The organism is Bifidobacterium catenulatum subsp. kashiwanohense JCM 15439 = DSM 21854, assembly GCF_001042615.1.
In the GTDB taxonomy this organism is placed as follows: Bacteria; Actinomycetota; Actinomycetes; order Actinomycetales; family Bifidobacteriaceae; genus Bifidobacterium; species Bifidobacterium catenulatum.
The window spans coordinates 2,292,442-2,308,679 of sequence record NZ_AP012327.1; the positions used below are offsets into that span (position 1 = coordinate 2,292,442).

The following is a 16,238-nucleotide window of genomic DNA, read 5'->3' on the forward strand; positions in this document are numbered from 1 at the left end:
TCATAAATCGACGGCAGCTGAATAAATCGAGAGGCAGCGGAAAAACGTAAAGCCGCCAAAACACGAAAGCGGCCTGTATGCATGAACCAAATCATGCACACAGGCCGCTCTTTTCATCGCAAACCTTGTAGGGCTTCAATCAGCGGTGCGATCTCACCCCTGCTGATCGAATTTCTGCGCTTGAGGAATGGATCCCAGCGATTCCTCGTTGTTGTTCCATTCGGTGGACCAACCGTCGACGTAGGCGCTCTTCACCTTGCTCCAATCGCCAGTGCCCTGCGCGTATTCGATAAGCGCCGCAGCCACGTCGTCCTGCCACTGCTGATCCGGAACGGTGAAGCTGCGTACCTCGGTCTTGCCGTCGGCAGAGTAGGAACGGGCGATCTTGGTCAGCGGATTATCCGGCTGGAACTCATCGCCATCGAATGTGGTGAACGGCACGGAGAAGCCCATATCCTGAGAGAGGATCTTCTTGGCCTCGTCATCGGTGACCATCCACTTGATGAAATCGAGCGTGGCCTGCTTGTCTTTGTCGGAAGCGTTCTTGTTCACCGCCCAGCTGGCGTCATACACGCCCGCAGGACCGGTCTCTTCCTCACCCTTGATCCCATGTAATACGGCAGCATGCCAAGATCGTCATCCGCCACCTCGTTACCCTTGATCTGCGTGTAAGCCCAGACGCCGTTCGGGTAGAACGCCACCTGGCCAAGCGCGAATTCGGAAGTGACGTCATCGTACGTCTTCGAGCTGACCAGGCTCGGATCGGTCGGGCTGGTCTCCAGCTCGAGATCGAACAAATCCTTGTAGTTATCCAAGTAGGTGCCCTTGATGGTCTTGGAGAACGTGGTGTTCATATCCTTGTATTCGTAGTACAGCGGGATGCGCCCCATATGCGCGGCGAAACGGTATGTGTCGGAGGCATCCAGACCTGGCGTCGCGAACGCGCCGTCAACGCCGAGATCGTCCTTGTGCTCGTTGATGGACTCGGCCACGGCCTTGAGCGTCTTGTAATCCTTGATGTCGTCGGCGCTCTTGATTACCGCGTAATTCTTGCTGGCGTAATCGTTGATGATCTTCTTGTTGTAGATGATGCCGTACCATTCAGCCGCGTATGGCAGCGTGAACGAATCGCCATCAATGGTGTAGGAGTAGGCCTTGCCGTCATCGGTGAGCAGTTTGTACACTTCGGTGTCCTGCAATGGCTCGCAATACTTCTGATATTTTGCGAACTGGTCGAAACCGGAGATGTTGAACATGGTCGGCGCGTTGGATTTGGCCAGTTCCGAGCTCATGGTCGCATCGTATGTGCCGGACGCACCGGTCTGCACGTCCACCTGCACACCGGTTTTTTCGGTATACATTTCGGCGAGCTGCTTGTATTGGTCCACGACTTCCGACTTGTTGTTCATGAAATACACATGGCCCTTGTCGGAATCGGCGCTGCCGCCGCCGCAAGCCGCCAACGATACACCCATGGCCAACGCCGCGGCGACCGCGCACGTTTTGGTGATGATTCCCTGCCTCATTGCTTATCTCCTTCGTTGGATTTGTTGTTATTCCTATGTGCGCTGGTATTGGTAGCGCCTCTGGTCGCCGCGTTATAGCTGGAGCCAAGCGGTGGTGTCCTGCGGCAAACGCCCGTCCGCAGTGAGTTCGCCCGATACGAGGATGACTTCGCCTTGCGGCAGTTCGGCTGGACGTTCGCTGAAATTGGTGATGTTCGCCCAACCATTGGAACGACGGTAGGCAATGACTCCACCACGCTGCCCATCCGCGCCGTCACGCATATCGGAGGGGCGGTCCTCGTCCAGCCACTGCAGCACGGTGTCCTGCGGCATCAGGTTATGCCTCAACGACAGCGCCTTGCGATACAGGTTCAGCATGGAATTCGGGTCGGCGTCCTCCACGTCGACGGCGAAATCCTTGTACCACTTCGGCTGTGGAAGGTGCGGATCATGCTCGGCGCCCGCAGGAGAGAAACTGAAGGAGCCACCATGGCCGAATTCGTCATCGGGATTATCGAGCTTCGGCGCATCGGCAGCAACCCAAGGCAGCGGCACACGGCAGCCGTCACGGCCTTTTTCGATTTGCCCGCGCACGCTGTTGAACGCGGTGGGATCCTCCAGCTCATCCCAGGGAATATCCGCGACTTCCGGCAATCCCAGTTCTTCTCCCTGGTAGATGTAGGTGGATCCAGGCAAGGCAAGTTCCATAAGAATCGCGGCACGAGCGCGCTTGGCGCCCAGTTCGCGGTTCTCCTCATAGGTGGTGCCGTCGCGAAGCAGCCAATCCTTGGCCAACTGATGGTGCGACAAGGCTGGAACCTGCGGCAATCCATAACGGCTGGCGTGGCGGGGCACGTCGTGGTTGCTCATCACCCAGGTTGCCGAGGAACCGGAACGTTCCGCGCTTTCCAAACCTTCCTCGATGGCCAGATGCATGTCATCGCGGATCCAATCCTTTTTGGCGAACTCGAAGTTGAACACCTGCCCGAGCTCTTCGGTCGATGCGTACAGATGCTGGCGATCCGGATTGACCCACGCTTCGGCCACAGCGAATGCCGGCGGATTGTACTCGTTGAACACCTTGCGCCACTCGCGGTAGATGTCGTGCACCTCATCACGGTCATACAACGGGTGCGACCCATCCGAGGGAAGCAGATGCTCGCAGACCTTGTAGCTTTCAAGATTGTCGCGGTCGAGGTCCTTGGCGAGGCCGTGCGCCACGTCCACGCGGAAGCCGTCCGCACCATGGTCGAGCCAGAAACGCAGCGTCTTGATGAAGTCGGCACGCACCTCGGGGTTCTTCCAGTTCCAGTCGGGCTGCTCCTTGGTGAACATGTGCAGGTACCACTGGCCATCGGGCACGCGCGTCCACGCAGAGCCACCGAAGCTTGCGATCCAATCAGTCGGCGGCTGGTCGCCGTTCGGCCCCTTGCCGTCGCGGAAGATGTAGCGGTCGCGCTCCGGGGAGCCTGGGGCGGCGGCGAGGGCGGCCTTGAACCATTCGTGCAGGTTGGAGCTGTGATTCGGCACGATGTCGACCACAACCTTGATGCCCCGCTCGTGGGCGGCCCTGGAGAGCTCGTCGAAGTCGTCCATGGTGCCGAGCTTCGGGTCGACGTTGCGGTAGTCATCCACGTCGTAGCCGCCATCGGCGAGCTGGGACGGGTAGAACGGGCTCAGCCAGATGGCATCCACACCGAGTTCGGCGAGATAGTCGATCTTCTCGGTGACACCGGCGATGCTACCCAGGCCAGAACCACGGGAGTCCTTGAAAGAACGCGGGTACACCTGGTAGACCACAGCCTGCTTCCACCATAGAGCCGGATCTGAAGTATCAATTTCTTGTTGCATCATATGTTTTCACTTTCGTTCGCATCGTCGCAAAATGACAGCGGTTACATTTTCCCAAACTGCAGATAAGAACATTTTTAAATCAACATCTTCTCTGTTTGTTGTTAATATGATAGCGCTTTCATTATTGCGGCGCAATCTCGCCACACACGGCGTGTCCACTGATTCGCCGTCATCTTTTGTTTTTAAAGAAAAAAAACGAGCTGCAATCAGGAAAGGAGAAGAGGACTTCCGATTGCAGCTCGCTGTTTATTCGGTTATTGAGTTATTCGATTGACATGCTGATTGCGATCGTAACAGCCGCACTATGCGATGTTCGAACCGTATTCGCAATACATGTCGTTTGTTGGATTTTGCTTTTGCCGAATTGGCCGAATTTCGTCAGCCTGCTGATGCGAGATCAGTGAGCGGCGTCGTATTCGGTCTTCCAACCGTCCACGAATGCGGTCTTGACAGCATTCCAATCTCCGGTGCCCTGAGCGTACTCAAGGAGGGCGGAACCAAGCTTGTTCTTCCACTCTTCGGACGGCATCATGGTGAAGTTCCAGGAGACTGCGGTCTTGCCGGAGTTCTGATCTTCAACAGCGGCCTGCACCAGCGGATTGTCGGACTTGACATCGCTGAAGGACTTGAACGGAGTGGTGAAGCCCATGGCGCTGGACAGGGCCTTGATGCCGGTCTTGCTGGTGACGACCCACTTCAGGAAGTCCTTGGTGGCCTTCTTATCGGCGTCGGAGGCCTTGGAGTTGATGCACCAGTAGTTCTCGGAGCCAGTGGCCAGGCCCTGGTTCTCCTCGCCCTTGGCGCCCATGTAGATCGGGAGCATGCCTACGGACTCGGCCTTCATGCCGTTCTTCTGCAGATCGGTCCATGCCCAAGTGCCGTTCTGATAGAACACGGCCTCGCCAAGGGAGAACTCGGAGGTGGCGTCATCACCGGTCTTGGAGCTCAGCTGGGTCGGTTCGGTGGTGGAATCCTTCAGGTACAGGTCGAAGATGTTCTTATACTCCGGCAGATAGGTACCCTTGACGGTCTCCGGCTGCTTGGTGATGTTGTCATCCTTGAACTCGTAGTACAGCGGCAGGTTGGCCAGATGGGTCTTGAAACGCCAATCGGAGCTGGAATCGAAACCAGCGGAAGTGAATGCGCCCTTGACGCCGAGCTGGTCCTTCTTGGCCTGGATGTCATCAGCCACAGCCTTCAGGGTATCGAAATTGTCGATATCCTTGACGTCCTTGATCTTGGCACCATCGGTAGCGATGTACTTGGCCAGCAGATCCTTGTTGTAAATCAGGCCATAGGTCTCCATAGCGTATGGAACGCCAACGACCTTGCTCCCATCCTTGAGGGCGACGTCCTTGTTGATGAGCTGCATGTACGGCTCGGTGTCCGTCATGTCATCAGTGTAGGACTTCCAGTTCTGATAGCCGACCGGACCGTTGACCTGGAACAGGGTCGGGGCTTCGGACTTGGCAATCTCGGACTTCAGAGTCTGCTCGTAGGTGCCGGAAGCAGCAGTCTGAACCTTGACCTCGACACCGGTTTCCTTGGTGTAATCCTTGGCCAGCTTCTGCCATTCGTCGTTGGATTCCGGCTTGAAGTTCAGGTAATAGACCTTGCCCTTGCCGTTGTCGGAGCTGGAGCTCGATCCGCAAGCACCCAACGTGCCTACGGACATTGCCGCGATGGCGACCATTCCAACTGCTGCCTTGATAGTACGATTCATCATCGAACCTTTCTCTTCCATTCCTGTTTCCCAGCACCTCGCTGGTCAACATCCTGTGAAATCGCTTCCTCACGATTCCTGACATGCACTATTGTGCCGCATTTCTCCCATTTTTGCAAACGTAAGCAGAAAAAACAATTTTTAGGGCGATTTCACGATCGCAAGTTTTTCTCAAAAACCTTTATTTTCAACGGTTTTCACCATATCATCTTTATGAAACCGTTTGCGACACACCCTCCATATCATACGGCAACAATCGCAGTAGATCGCAAACTTGACGCCTTACGGCAACAAAAAACGTCGGCAGTTTGTAAACGATGTCAAACTACCGACGTTCAGCCCAGCGCAATGCGCCTAGCAATTCCAATGCTCGATAACATTGTCTCCCTTATATTGGCTCAGCACGCAATAATGCGCGGTGTCGAGACGCAGCAAACGCGCGAAATGCGGATCGACGTCCAGCCACTGCGAGGTGAGGATGCGCAACACATGCGCGTGCGCCACCAACAGCACGTCATGACCGGCATTGAGCAGCGGCATCACCGCGTCGATCGCATCGCGGGTGCGCGCGGCAGCCTCCTCAACCGTCTCGCCCGGGCCATTGTGCACCGGAACCTGCTCGCCGCTTGGCAACGTCTCAACCCAGTCACCTTCCAACGATTCAGGAAGAGAACGCGGACCGTCACGCCATACATCCCATTGAAACCCACCGGCCTCGCTCACCTCCTGGCGTGTACGCCCTTCGGCACGGCCGTAATCCCATTCCGCGATCTCGTCAAGCACTTTGAAATCGCCATAACCAGCCAGTTGCGCAGTCTGCTGGGCGCGGCGCAGGGGGCTTGCGAACATGCAGCCCGGCTCGAACCCTTGAGGGAACGCCTCACGAAGACGCTCGCCCGCCGCACGGGCCTGCTCGCAACCGGTATCGGTCAACGGAATATTGGTGCGGCCAGTATGCTGGCCCGATTCGCTCCACACAGTCTGGCCATGACGCAGCAGAACCAGACGGCCGGGCGCGATTGAAGAAGCATCCTTGCTTCCGACTTGAGTATCTGTCATACTCCTACTCTAGCCGACGAAAAGCGTTTCACCAGCAATCTTCCACCATGTGTCTTAAGCGCTTCGCAACGCACGCACGCGCCAACGAAATCCAACCGAAATCCGACGGCACGGTTTACACTGGAAACCATGAGTGAAATGCCTGACCAGGAATCCAGCGCAGACCGCATCGTAGCGTCGCTGCACAACGTCGACGAGAAAGTGAACGCCTTGCGCGAACAGCGAATCAACGATCCCGACGATCTTTGCGACAAGATGTTCAAGGCGGCCGCCCCCGCACTAGCCGGACTCGTGTTCGGCAAACTGTTCGAACTGGCATGGCGCAAGTCGGTCGGTCGCAAAGCCGTGTTACCGGACGGCACCACCGACAAGCGCAAGGAACTGGCACTGAGTCTAGTATTCGGCGTAGCTTCTGCAGGTTTCGGCGCGCTAGTGTCGCAACTGTCCGACCGTGGATCACAGGCGCTGGTCGACCGCCGACACTCACGACAAACACGCGAAATCCGCTAGAACTGCGAAATCCGCTGGATTTGCAAATAAAAGCAAGTCACGCCGAATCCCCAAACAATCCACTCCAACTTCCGCATTTCGCAGTTTGCGATTCAAATCTGTAATTGAAGCCACGATTGGAACTGCACGAAACTGCGCAAAACTGTGATTGGAAAGAAGTGCGCTTGTGGGCGAAATTGCTTGCGTAATTACGCGGATAGGATAAAAATAGGCAACATGAGCAATATTCTGCATAATGCAACCGTTGACACTCTACTGGAGCGTCGTTCAATCCGTAAATTCAAGCCGAAGCCGCTGAGCAACGATATCGTCGAAACGCTCGAAACCGTGGCCCAGCACGCCGCAAGCAGCCAATTCCTGAACGACTGGTCGGCAATCCGCATCACCGATCCGGCCACAAAGAAGCGTCTTGCCGAAATCGGTGGGCAGCCATATATCGCGACCGCGCCACTGCTGTACGTGTTTGTGCTTGATGAGCATCGCAATGCGGCCATCGCAGCTTCCAAGGGCGTTGAGACCGCTTCCGACGAGTTTACGTTGAATGGCAGCTATCGTTACACTCAGGCGCAGAATGACGCAGTTTTGGCACTTCATGCAATGGAAACTGCCGCTTATTCACTCGGCCTTGGTTGCGTGATTCTCGGCTCGCTGCTTAACGATGTTTCAGCTTTGATTGATCTGCTGAATCTTCCGGAATACACGTACCCTGTGCTGGGACTTGCGATCGGCAAGCCCGATCAGGATCCTGCACTCAAGCCGCGTATGCCACGTTCCATGCAGTTCTTTGAGAATGAGTATCCGTCGAACAATGAGACGTTGCTTGCCGGTTTGCGGGATTTCGACGAGGAAGTGCATCAGTATTACGATTTGCGCAATACTGAACGCCCGGTTGATACGTTCAGCGATCAGATCGCATCAAATGCGGTCGATTCCGGTGTGACCAGCAAGACCGTGGCTCCAAACGCCAAGCGCCAAGGCTTCCGCCTCGAACGCTAACAGAACTACGGCTTCGACGAACTGCCCCCATGCGCTCCGCCCGAGCAAAACTTCCAGTCAGTGGAACAATCATCCCGCTCACAGTCTCTGGGAGTCCCAAAATCCCACTCACTGGAAAAATCGGGACGCTAGGAAGCAGGCGAGCGGGGTGATTCCTCCAGTCGGTGGAAGAAAACCCCCGCCTACAGACCTCTAAACGTCCATAAACCTCCAGTCGGTGGAAAGATTAGGACGCTACAAGGCTTGTAGGCGGGGGTTTTCTTCCAGTGGGTGGAGGTTTTCAGACGCTTAAAGACGTGCAAGAGGACTGATTCCTCCAGCGAGTGGAGGAATCGGGACGGTACGGCTACTTACGACGTGGTTTGTAGCCTTTTTTGCGGGAATGCGGTTTAATCTGCTGATTAAATGGAACATACGTATAGCTGGATTGTGGATCGCGATGCGTGAGATGCCAGGTTCCGCAGAATTCGCACCGATATACCCAAAGTTCGGTGCCGCGTTCACGCCAACTTTGGTCAGCGGCCTGCTGAGCTGTTGCTTTGTCGTGATACATGATTTTGTTCGATTCGACACAGCGTTTGGGTACGAAATAATGCATAGTTCTTCAGTCTATTCAACCATCGGATAAGCGCAAGAAGGTCCCTTAACATTCCTGAGATCTGTCGGCGTACTGGAACTTTCAGTGGCCAGAACGATCCTCCCGCCGGGAAGGCCCGTAACCCCGAAGACCGGAACGCAAGCAGATAAAAAATAAGATTGATGGAGATGTTCTCGTCATCTTGCGTTGCCGTACTATCGTTTCGTGCAATGGACCATGGCACGGATTCGCGGCCGTTCCCGGCCTTCCCTTTTCTGGTCCGGCTTTGCCAAGCCGCCGTCCTGCCATGCCGGGCGGTTAATTGGAATGGCGATCATCCGCCCGGAAATACGAAAAGATCCCCGGGAGCCAAGCTCCACCGGGGATCCTCATATTCCTAAATTCAATGCGGCGGCGCGCTACTCTCCCACACCCTCTCGAGTGCAGTACCATCGCCGCAGCCAGGCCTTAGCTTCCGGGTTCGGAAAGGGACCGGGCGTCTCACCTGGGCCATGACCACCGCAAAACCACTCTGAACGGCCGACCCCACGGATCGGCCGGGAACGGAACCGACCACGATTCCATCGTGGCGGTCCGGGAACCGGACAACGGACGCGAAGCAAATCAAACGCCTTACCGATCATCGTCATTGTGACCACAGGAAACAGCATTCCCCGCCATCCAACGAGAAGAACCACCACAGGACGAGACCCAACCCACCAGACATGGATCGGAAAGTGTGCCGCGTTCGCCCGTTAGTACCGGTCGGCTCCATCCCTCGCGGGACTTCCACCCCCGGCCTATCGAACACGTGTTCAACATGCGGGCTTCGGACGCTCCGAGGAGCGTCAAGGAATCCTAATCTTGGAGCAGGCTTCCCGCTTAGATGCTTTCAGCGGTTATCCCTCCCGAACGTAGCCAACCGGCCATGCCGCTGGCGCGACAACCGGCATACCAGAGGTCCGTCCACCCAGGTCCTCTCGTACTATGGGCAGGCCTCCTCAGGATTCCAACGAGCGCAGAGGATAGAGACCAAACTGTCTCACGACGTTCTGAACCCAGCTCGCGTGCCGCTTTAATCGGCGAACAGCCGAACCCTTGGGACCTGCTCCAGCCCCAGGATGCGACGAGCCGACATCGAGGTGCCAAACCATCCCGTCGATATGGACTCTTGGGAATGATCAGCCTGTTATCCCCGGGGTACCTTTTATCCGTTGAGCGATGCCGCGCCCGTGCGCCGGCACCGGATCACTATCTCCGACTTTCGTCCCTGCCCGGACCGTCGTCCTCGCAGTCAAGCCCGCTTGTGCGATTACACTCGAAACCCGATTGCCAACCGGGCTGAGCGGACCTTTGAGCGCCTCCGTTACTCTTTGGGAGGCAACCGCCCCAGTTAAACTACCCGCCAGGCACTGTCCCTGAACAGGATCACTGTTCGAGGTGAGACGTCAAACGAGAACAGAGCGGTATTTCACCTTGCGGCTCCACGATGGCTGGCGCCACCGCTTCGAAGCCTCCCGCCTATGCTACACAATCCGCGCCTAACGCCAATACCAAGGTATAGTAAAGGTCCCGGGGTCTTTTCGTCCTTCTGCGCTTAACGAGCATCTTTACTCGTACTGCAATTTCGCCGAGCTCCTGGTCGAGACAGTGGGGAAGTCGTTACGCCATTCGTGCAGGTCGGAACTTACCCGACAAGGAATTTCGCTACCTTAGGATGGTTATAGTTACCACCGCCGTTTACCGGGGCTTGAATTCACCGCTTCGCCCGAGGGCTGACGGATCCTCTTAACCTTCCGGCACCGGGCAGGCGTCAGTGCATATACAGCGGCTTGCGCCTTCGCATGCACCTGTGTTTTTGGTAAACAGTCGCTACCCCCTGGTCTGTGCCACCCCCGAAAGCTCCGGAAGCGAGTTCCATCACCATCAGGGGTCTCCCTTATACCGAAGGCACGGGAGTGATTTGCCGAGTTCCTTGACCAGGATTCGCTCGATCGCCTTGGTATTCTCTACCTGACCACCAGTGTCGGTTTGGGGTACGGGCGGCAACGCCCCTCGCGCCGAGGCTTTTCTCGACGGCCTGGACCACCGGATATCGCGCCAAAAAGGCGCCCATCATCGCACCTCACCCTACATGTCCCACGGATTTGCCTATGGGACGGGCTGCGTGCTTGACCACGGAAAACCACCTCCGCGGCCGGCTCCCATTCCGTGTCACCCCTGTGCGCTAACCTACCAGGACTACATTCCCAACGACCGCGCGCCCCGAACCCCGAAGGGAACGACGCCACGCGACCGGAGGTTAGTACTCATCCGTTCGGCTCTTGCGGTTCGCTGCCGGTACGGGAATATCCACCCGTTCATCCATTCGACTACGCCTGTCGGCCTCGCCTTAGGACCCGACTCACCCGGGGACGACGAACGTGGCCCCGGAACCCTTGGTCATCCAGCGGACGGGATCCTCACCCGTCTCTCGCTACTCATGTCTGCATTCTCACTCCCCCGAAGTCCACGGCCGGCTTGCGCCGCCGCTTCGCCCCTCGGGGGACGCTCTCCTACCCAACAGCCACAAAGGCCGTTGCCGCGTCTTCGGTGGTGTGCTTGAGCCCCGCTACATTGTCGGCGCGGAACCACTAGACCAGTGAGCTGTTACGCACTCTTTCAAGGATGGCTGCTTCTGAGCCAACCTCCTGGCTGTCTATGCGACTCCACATCCTTTCCCACTTAGCACACGCTTCGGGACCTTAGACGACGATCTGGGCTGTCTCCCTCTCGACGACGGAGCTTATCCCCCGCCGACTCACTGCCGGAATACACATCCACGGTATTCGGAGTTTGGCTGCTATTGGTACCCCACACGGGCCCGCAAGCATCCAGTAGCTCTACCCCCGCGATGCAATCAACCGACGCTGCACCTAAATGCATTTCGGAGAGAACCAGCTATCACGGAATTTGATTGGCCTTTCACCCCTAGCCCCAAGTCATCCCCCCGGTTTTCAACCCAGGTGGGTTCGGTCCTCCACGCGGTCTTACCCGCGCTTCAACCTGCCCAGGGCTAGATCATCCCGCTTCGGGTCCAGGGCACGCGACTCAAAACGCCTTTTGAGACTCGCCTTCGCTACGGCTCCCCCACGACGGGTTAGCCTCGCCACGCACCACTGACTCGCAGACTCATTTTTCGATAGGCACGCCGTCACCCCACAAGGAGGCTCCGACGGATTGTAGGCGCACGGTTTCAGGAACTCTTTCACTCCCCTCCCGGGGTGCTTTTCACCTTTCCCTCACGGTACTGGTACGCTATCGGTCAGACAGGTATGCTTAGACTTACCCCACGGTCGGGGCCGATTCACACGGGATTCCACGAGGCCCGCGCTACTTGGGACGCATGATCGGAAGACGGCAAGCTTCCAGGTACGGGGCTGGCACCCTCTGCGGCCAGGCCTTCAAGCCTGTTCCCCTGGCAAGCCGTTTTATGACTCCCGCCCGGTCCGTCGGAACCGGGACACACGCTCCCACAACACCACGAACGCAACCCCCGACGGGTATCACGCGCCCATGGTTTGGTCTGATCCGCTTTCGCTCGCCACTACTCACGGAGTATCCCTTCCTGCAGGTACTGAGATGTTTCACTTCCCTGCGTACCCCCGGAACAACACGGTTCCGTGCCGGCCCATGACGGCCGGCGGGTTGCCCCATTCGGAAATCCTCGGATCGAAGCCATGTTGGAGGCTCCCCGAGGCTTATCGCATCCTCAAACGTCCTTCATCGGTACTGTCTGCCAAGGCATCCACCATACGCCCTTCAGGGCGGCACACGCCCCGAAAAAACCTGATGATAAGCTTCTCCACGCCAGACGACAGATCATCACACTGTAAACAATGATCACAAAACGATCGATCTCGAAACCAGACTCCAAAAAGAAGAGCCTGGCGAAATCGCGATAAAGCAAACGACGGCAAGAAACATGCCATCGCATTGCTCGCGTCCACTATCCAGTTCTCAAACCACCACGCACCCAAGAAACGATCCGGACACGGCACACCGGCCGGCCGACCGCCCCAAGGGGACACCCGGAAAACCGCGCGCGACCAAGTCGCGGGTGGCGGTCCGGGAACCCAAAAGCATATCCGCACCACTCCCCGGACCCACAAAAGGAACCCGCGAAGCCAACGATCTCTTCCACACCAGCACGCCCACGCGAAACCGGGAACCGTTCCCGACGCATGGGCCGCACGACGGACGCCAAGCCGGCGTCCTGAAAAAAAACTCCGTAGAAAGGAGGTGATCCAGCCGCACCTTCCGGTACGGCTACCTTGTTACGACTTAGTCCCAATCACGAGTCTCACCTTAGACGGCTCCATCCCACGAAGGGTTAGGCCACCGGCTTCGGGTGCTACCCACTTTCATGACTTGACGGGCGGTGTGTACAAGGCCCGGGAACGCATTCACCGCGGCGTTGCTGATCCGCGATTACTAGCGACTCCGCCTTCATGGAGTCGGGTTGCAGACTCCAATCCGAACTGAGACCGGTTTTCAGGGATCCGCTCCACGTCGCCGTGTCGCATCCCGTTGTACCGGCCATTGTAGCATGCGTGAAGCCCTGGACGTAAGGGGCATGATGATCTGACGTCATCCCCACCTTCCTCCGAGTTGACCCCGGCGGTCCCCCGTGAGTTCCCACCATGACGTGCTGGCAACACAGGGCGAGGGTTGCGCTCGTTGCGGGACTTAACCCAACATCTCACGACACGAGCTGACGACGACCATGCACCACCTGTGAACCCGCCCCGAAGGGAAGCCCCATCTCTGGAACGGTCGGGAACATGTCAAGCCCAGGTAAGGTTCTTCGCGTTGCATCGAATTAATCCGCATGCTCCGCCGCTTGTGCGGGCCCCCGTCAATTTCTTTGAGTTTTAGCCTTGCGGCCGTACTCCCCAGGCGGGATGCTTAACGCGTTAGCTCCGACACGGAACCCGTGGAACGGGCCCCACATCCAGCATCCACCGTTTACGGCGTGGACTACCAGGGTATCTAATCCTGTTCGCTCCCCACGCTTTCGCTCCTCAGCGTCAGTAACGGCCCAGAGACCTGCCTTCGCCATTGGTGTTCTTCCCGATATCTACACATTCCACCGTTACACCGGGAATTCCAGTCTCCCCTACCGCACTCCAGCCCGCCCGTACCCGGCGCAGATCCACCGTTAAGCGATGGACTTTCACACCGGACGCGACGAACCGCCTACGAGCCCTTTACGCCCAATAATTCCGGATAACGCTTGCACCCTACGTATTACCGCGGCTGCTGGCACGTAGTTAGCCGGTGCTTATTCGAAAGGTACACTCACCCGAAGGCTTGCTCCCGATCAAAAGCGGTTTACAACCCGAAGGCCGTCATCCCGCACGCGGCGTCGCTGCATCAGGCTTGCGCCCATTGTGCAATATTCCCCACTGCTGCCTCCCGTAGGAGTCTGGGCCGTATCTCAGTCCCAATGTGGCCGGTCGCCCTCTCAGGCCGGCTACCCGTCGAAGCCATGGTGGGCCGTTACCCCGCCATCAAGCTGATAGGACGCGACCCCATCCCATGCCGCAAAGGCTTTCCCAACACACCATGCAGTGTGATGGAGCATCCGGCATTACCACCCGTTTCCAGGAGCTATTCCGGTGCATGGGGCAGGTCGGTCACGCATTACTCACCCGTTCGCCACTCTCACCCAGGAGCAAGCTCCTGGGATCCCGTTCGACTTGCATGTGTTAAGCACGCCGCCAGCGTTCATCCTGAGCCAGAATCGAACCCTCCACAAAAAACCTTTCATGAAGAGAACCAACATGTGACTCTCAAATAAGAAAATTGACATCCGTTTATAAGGAAAACGGACTGTCCGCAAAAACCCCGTCCCGTTTGACCGGCCTCCCGGCACCCACACGCGAACAACACGCGCGGGCCGTAAGACGGACTGGCAATCATTGACTATAAAGAAGTAGTACAAATACGCTCTTGAGTTCTCAAACCACCACCACTCACCCACCTCACGGAACCCCAACCAGGGAACCACTCGCCGAGCGGCAGCGAAGAGTCAATTTACACGAAACCGGCCACCCACGCAACCCGGGCATGCGGAAACCGCCGGGAAACGTTGGAAACACAACAATCCCTCGGCGTGTCGAAAACGGCCTCCGAACGGCCGCACGGCCAGTCTAGAACACGAAAACAACGACCACGTGAACCAAAAACAAACACCACACGACGCGTCACCGCCGCAACACCGCATACATAACCGACTCATCAACCAACCAGCCATGTATTGGCCGAGAAAAATCCCAGACAAAACAGAACGATAAGGAAACAGGAGAAGAAGAAAACAAGCAAACACAACCAGGCCACGCAACGCATGCCCGGATTCAATCTCACATAGCAAAGTTTGATTCCAAAAAACGGAGATACAGCAAAGACCCATATAAACCTGGCTGTGGTTGCTCTGAAATACGGCGAGGGTCGCCGACTGGGGAAGTCGGCGACCCTTGATGTATTTCAGTTGTTATTCAGTTATTGATGTTGACCCACTAGAAGAAAGCGAAATCAGGCGGAGACTTCAGCCTTGGCCTTCTTGCGATCCATGTAGCGCTTGATAGCCAGAGCCTCGAGTGCGATCGCCAGAACAGCGGTCACGCCCCAAGCCACGTACATGGCGGTCTTCCAGATCGGGGTATCGACCTTCGGCTCACCATCTGCATACTGCCAGCTGTTGGCGGCGGTGTACAGAATGTTGTGAGTAGCGGTACGCATGGCCTTCACGGAGGTTGCGGACTTGTCGGTGATGTGGTTGGTGTTCTTGGTGGTGGCCAGCATGGAATCGTTGCCGTTACGGATCTCCTGATCACCATTCTGGTAGCCGTAGCCGCCGAAGTAATCGGTCAGGACGAAGCCCTTGAAGCCCCACTCGTCACGGAGCACGGTGTTCAGCAGGTTGTTGGAGGCACCGGCATAGGTATAACCGATGTAGTTGAAGGAGCTCATCACGGCCTGTGCGCCGCCTTCCTTCCCGCTCATCTCGAACGGCTTGAGGTAGATCTCGCGGATGGCCTGCTCGTCCGCCCAGGTGCACACCATGTTGGTACGGTTGGTTTCCTGATCGTTCAGAGCGAAGTGCTTCATGAAGGAATACACGCCCTTCTCCTTAGCGCCGGCGATCTCGTTGGAAACCATAACACCGGAGAGCAGGGAGTCCTCAGAGAAGTACTCGAAGGTACGGCCGGAGAAAGCGCCACGGTGGATGTTCATAGCCGGAGCGTACCAACCAGCAACGTGCATGTCATGAGCCATGTCGCCGATCATCTCGCCGAACTGCTTGGCCAGATCCTTGTTCCAAGTGCAGGCGAATGCGGTGGAAGCCGGGAAGCCGATGGAGCCAACGCCGGTGAAGTTGTTGTTCAGCGAGGCTGGACCGTCAGCATCGGTGAGCTGGATCTTGCCGACGGTGTCGCCAGTGTTGGTGACGGTCACATCAAACGTGACCTTGTCGAAGTTCTTGGTGACCAGGTCAATCAGTCGCGCTCAGTCTTGCTCAGCTGCAGGAAATGCCCACCATCCTGAAAGTCATCATAATCCTTGGAGTTGTTCTTGTAGGTAATGGTTCCGGCCTTCTTGTTGCTCAGCGGCAGGTTGGAATCATCATTCTTCAGCATGGTGATAGCTTCCGACTGCACTTCCTTGGCCAGCTCATTAGCCTTGGAAACAGTAGCGTCAGACAGCATGTACTTCGTGAGTGTCGCGTTGTTGAGCAGCGTCGCCAGCGGACCGGACAGCATCATGGAAACCGCGTAACGCTGCCCCGCGTCGCATGATTTCCAGAAGTGAAGACACTTCTTCATGTCGATATCTCGATTTCACTAAAATCCGCGGAAAAAGTACTCTGATTTTTCCCAGCCTGTCGTTTCGCGTGCATAATCTGCATACCACTTGCGCATGCAAAACGACCGTTCGTGCACATATGATTCCGTTACACGCATGCATATGG

Annotated in this window: 10 protein-coding genes, 3 rRNA genes and 1 pseudogene; 3 read left to right on the plus strand and 11 right to left on the minus strand. The window is 56.9% G+C overall.

All coding sequences use genetic code 11. The features are described from left to right. Positions 1-153 precede the first annotated feature (153 nt). The 3 genes from BBKW_RS11175 to BBKW_RS09660 all read right to left on the minus strand — a co-directional run bounded on the left by BBKW_RS11175 (position 154) and on the right by BBKW_RS09660 (position 3,359). Positions 154-573 (minus strand): type 2 periplasmic-binding domain-containing protein, encoded by a 420-nt coding sequence (locus tag BBKW_RS11175; protein ID WP_269446983.1) that lies wholly within the window; start codon positions 571-573, stop codon positions 154-156. Beyond that, positions 549-1,526, minus strand: coding sequence for an ABC transporter substrate-binding protein (locus tag BBKW_RS11180; RefSeq protein ID WP_269446984.1), 978 nt, complete (start codon positions 1,524-1,526; stop codon positions 549-551). The genes BBKW_RS11175 and BBKW_RS11180 overlap by 25 nt, the downstream gene beginning before the upstream one ends. 72 nt (positions 1,527-1,598) lie before the next feature. Further along, on the minus strand, positions 1,599-3,359 hold the full coding sequence (locus BBKW_RS09660) for a glycoside hydrolase family 13 protein (protein ID WP_128832408.1): 1,761 nt from the start codon (positions 3,357-3,359) through the stop codon (positions 1,599-1,601). Between the two features lie 31 nt (positions 3,360-3,390). Between BBKW_RS09660 and BBKW_RS10780 the strand changes: the two genes are divergently transcribed. Next, on the plus strand, positions 3,391-3,633 hold the full coding sequence (locus BBKW_RS10780; RefSeq protein ID WP_144314084.1) for a hypothetical protein: 243 nt from the start codon (positions 3,391-3,393) through the stop codon (positions 3,631-3,633). A 123-nt stretch (positions 3,634-3,756) separates the two neighbouring features. On the opposite strand, the gene BBKW_RS09665 is transcribed toward BBKW_RS10780, so the two are convergent. Next, positions 3,757-5,103 carry an ABC transporter substrate-binding protein gene (locus BBKW_RS09665; protein WP_033501760.1) on the minus strand — a complete coding sequence of 449 codons (1,347 nt, stop codon included), beginning with the start codon at positions 5,101-5,103 and terminating at the stop codon, positions 3,757-3,759. A gap of 333 nt (positions 5,104-5,436) precedes the next feature. After that, a complete protein-coding gene (locus BBKW_RS09670; protein WP_033501759.1) occupies positions 5,437-6,141 on the minus strand; it encodes a histidine phosphatase family protein in 705 nt (234 codons plus the stop codon). Positions 6,142-6,270: 129 nt separating this feature from the next. On the opposite strand from BBKW_RS09670, the gene BBKW_RS09675 reads away from it, so the two are divergent. Then, positions 6,271-6,651 (plus strand): DUF4235 domain-containing protein, encoded by a 381-nt coding sequence (locus BBKW_RS09675; protein ID WP_033501758.1) that lies wholly within the window; start codon positions 6,271-6,273, stop codon positions 6,649-6,651. A 225-nt stretch (positions 6,652-6,876) separates the two neighbouring features. Continuing rightward, positions 6,877-7,647, plus strand: coding sequence for a nitroreductase family protein (locus BBKW_RS09680; protein ID WP_193786603.1), 771 nt, complete (start codon positions 6,877-6,879; stop codon positions 7,645-7,647). Positions 7,648-7,993: 346 nt separating this feature from the next. On the opposite strand, the gene BBKW_RS09685 is transcribed toward BBKW_RS09680, so the two are convergent. From BBKW_RS09685 to BBKW_RS10655, 6 genes and pseudogenes are all read right to left on the minus strand, one after another. Continuing rightward, a complete protein-coding gene (locus BBKW_RS09685; protein ID WP_003835954.1) occupies positions 7,994-8,245 on the minus strand; it encodes a hypothetical protein in 252 nt (83 codons plus the stop codon). Positions 8,246-8,630: 385 nt separating this feature from the next. Next, positions 8,631-8,748 (minus strand): 5S ribosomal RNA (gene rrf / locus BBKW_RS09690). A 212-nt stretch (positions 8,749-8,960) separates the two neighbouring features. Beyond that, a 23S ribosomal RNA gene (locus BBKW_RS09695) occupies positions 8,961-12,038 on the minus strand. Positions 12,039-12,498: 460 nt separating this feature from the next. Next, a 16S ribosomal RNA gene (locus BBKW_RS09700) occupies positions 12,499-14,025 on the minus strand. The 16S, 23S and 5S rRNA genes sit together here, the layout of an rRNA operon. Before the next feature lie 775 nt (positions 14,026-14,800). Continuing rightward, positions 14,801-15,700 (minus strand): annotated as a pseudogene (locus BBKW_RS09705) (glycoside hydrolase family 3 N-terminal domain-containing protein); the annotation flags it as partial. Positions 15,701-15,765: 65 nt separating this feature from the next. Beyond that, positions 15,766-16,092, minus strand: coding sequence for a hypothetical protein (locus BBKW_RS10655; RefSeq protein WP_128832430.1), 327 nt, complete (start codon positions 16,090-16,092; stop codon positions 15,766-15,768). Positions 16,093-16,238: the final 146 nt, after the last annotated feature.

Excerpts from the sequence above, each read along its gene's own strand:
- BBKW_RS09665 (WP_033501760.1), bottom strand. The coding sequence starts at position 5,103 with ATGGAAGAGAAAGGTTCGATGATGAATCGTACTATCAAGGCAGCAGTT.
- BBKW_RS09670 (WP_033501759.1), bottom strand. The coding sequence starts at position 6,141 with ATGACAGATACTCAAGTCGGAAGCAAGGATGCTTCTTCAATCGCGCCC.
- BBKW_RS10655 (WP_128832430.1), bottom strand. The coding sequence starts at position 16,092 with ATGAAGAAGTGTCTTCACTTCTGGAAATCATGCGACGCGGGGCAGCGT.
- BBKW_RS09675 (WP_033501758.1), top strand. The coding sequence starts at position 6,271 with ATGAGTGAAATGCCTGACCAGGAATCCAGCGCAGACCGCATCGTAGCG.
- BBKW_RS09685 (WP_003835954.1), bottom strand. The coding sequence starts at position 8,245 with ATGCATTATTTCGTACCCAAACGCTGTGTCGAATCGAACAAAATCATG.
- BBKW_RS09660 (WP_128832408.1), bottom strand. The coding sequence starts at position 3,359 with ATGATGCAACAAGAAATTGATACTTCAGATCCGGCTCTATGGTGGAAG.
- BBKW_RS10780 (WP_144314084.1), top strand. The coding sequence starts at position 3,391 with ATGACAGCGGTTACATTTTCCCAAACTGCAGATAAGAACATTTTTAAA.
- BBKW_RS11180 (WP_269446984.1), bottom strand. The coding sequence starts at position 1,526 with ATGAGGCAGGGAATCATCACCAAAACGTGCGCGGTCGCCGCGGCGTTG.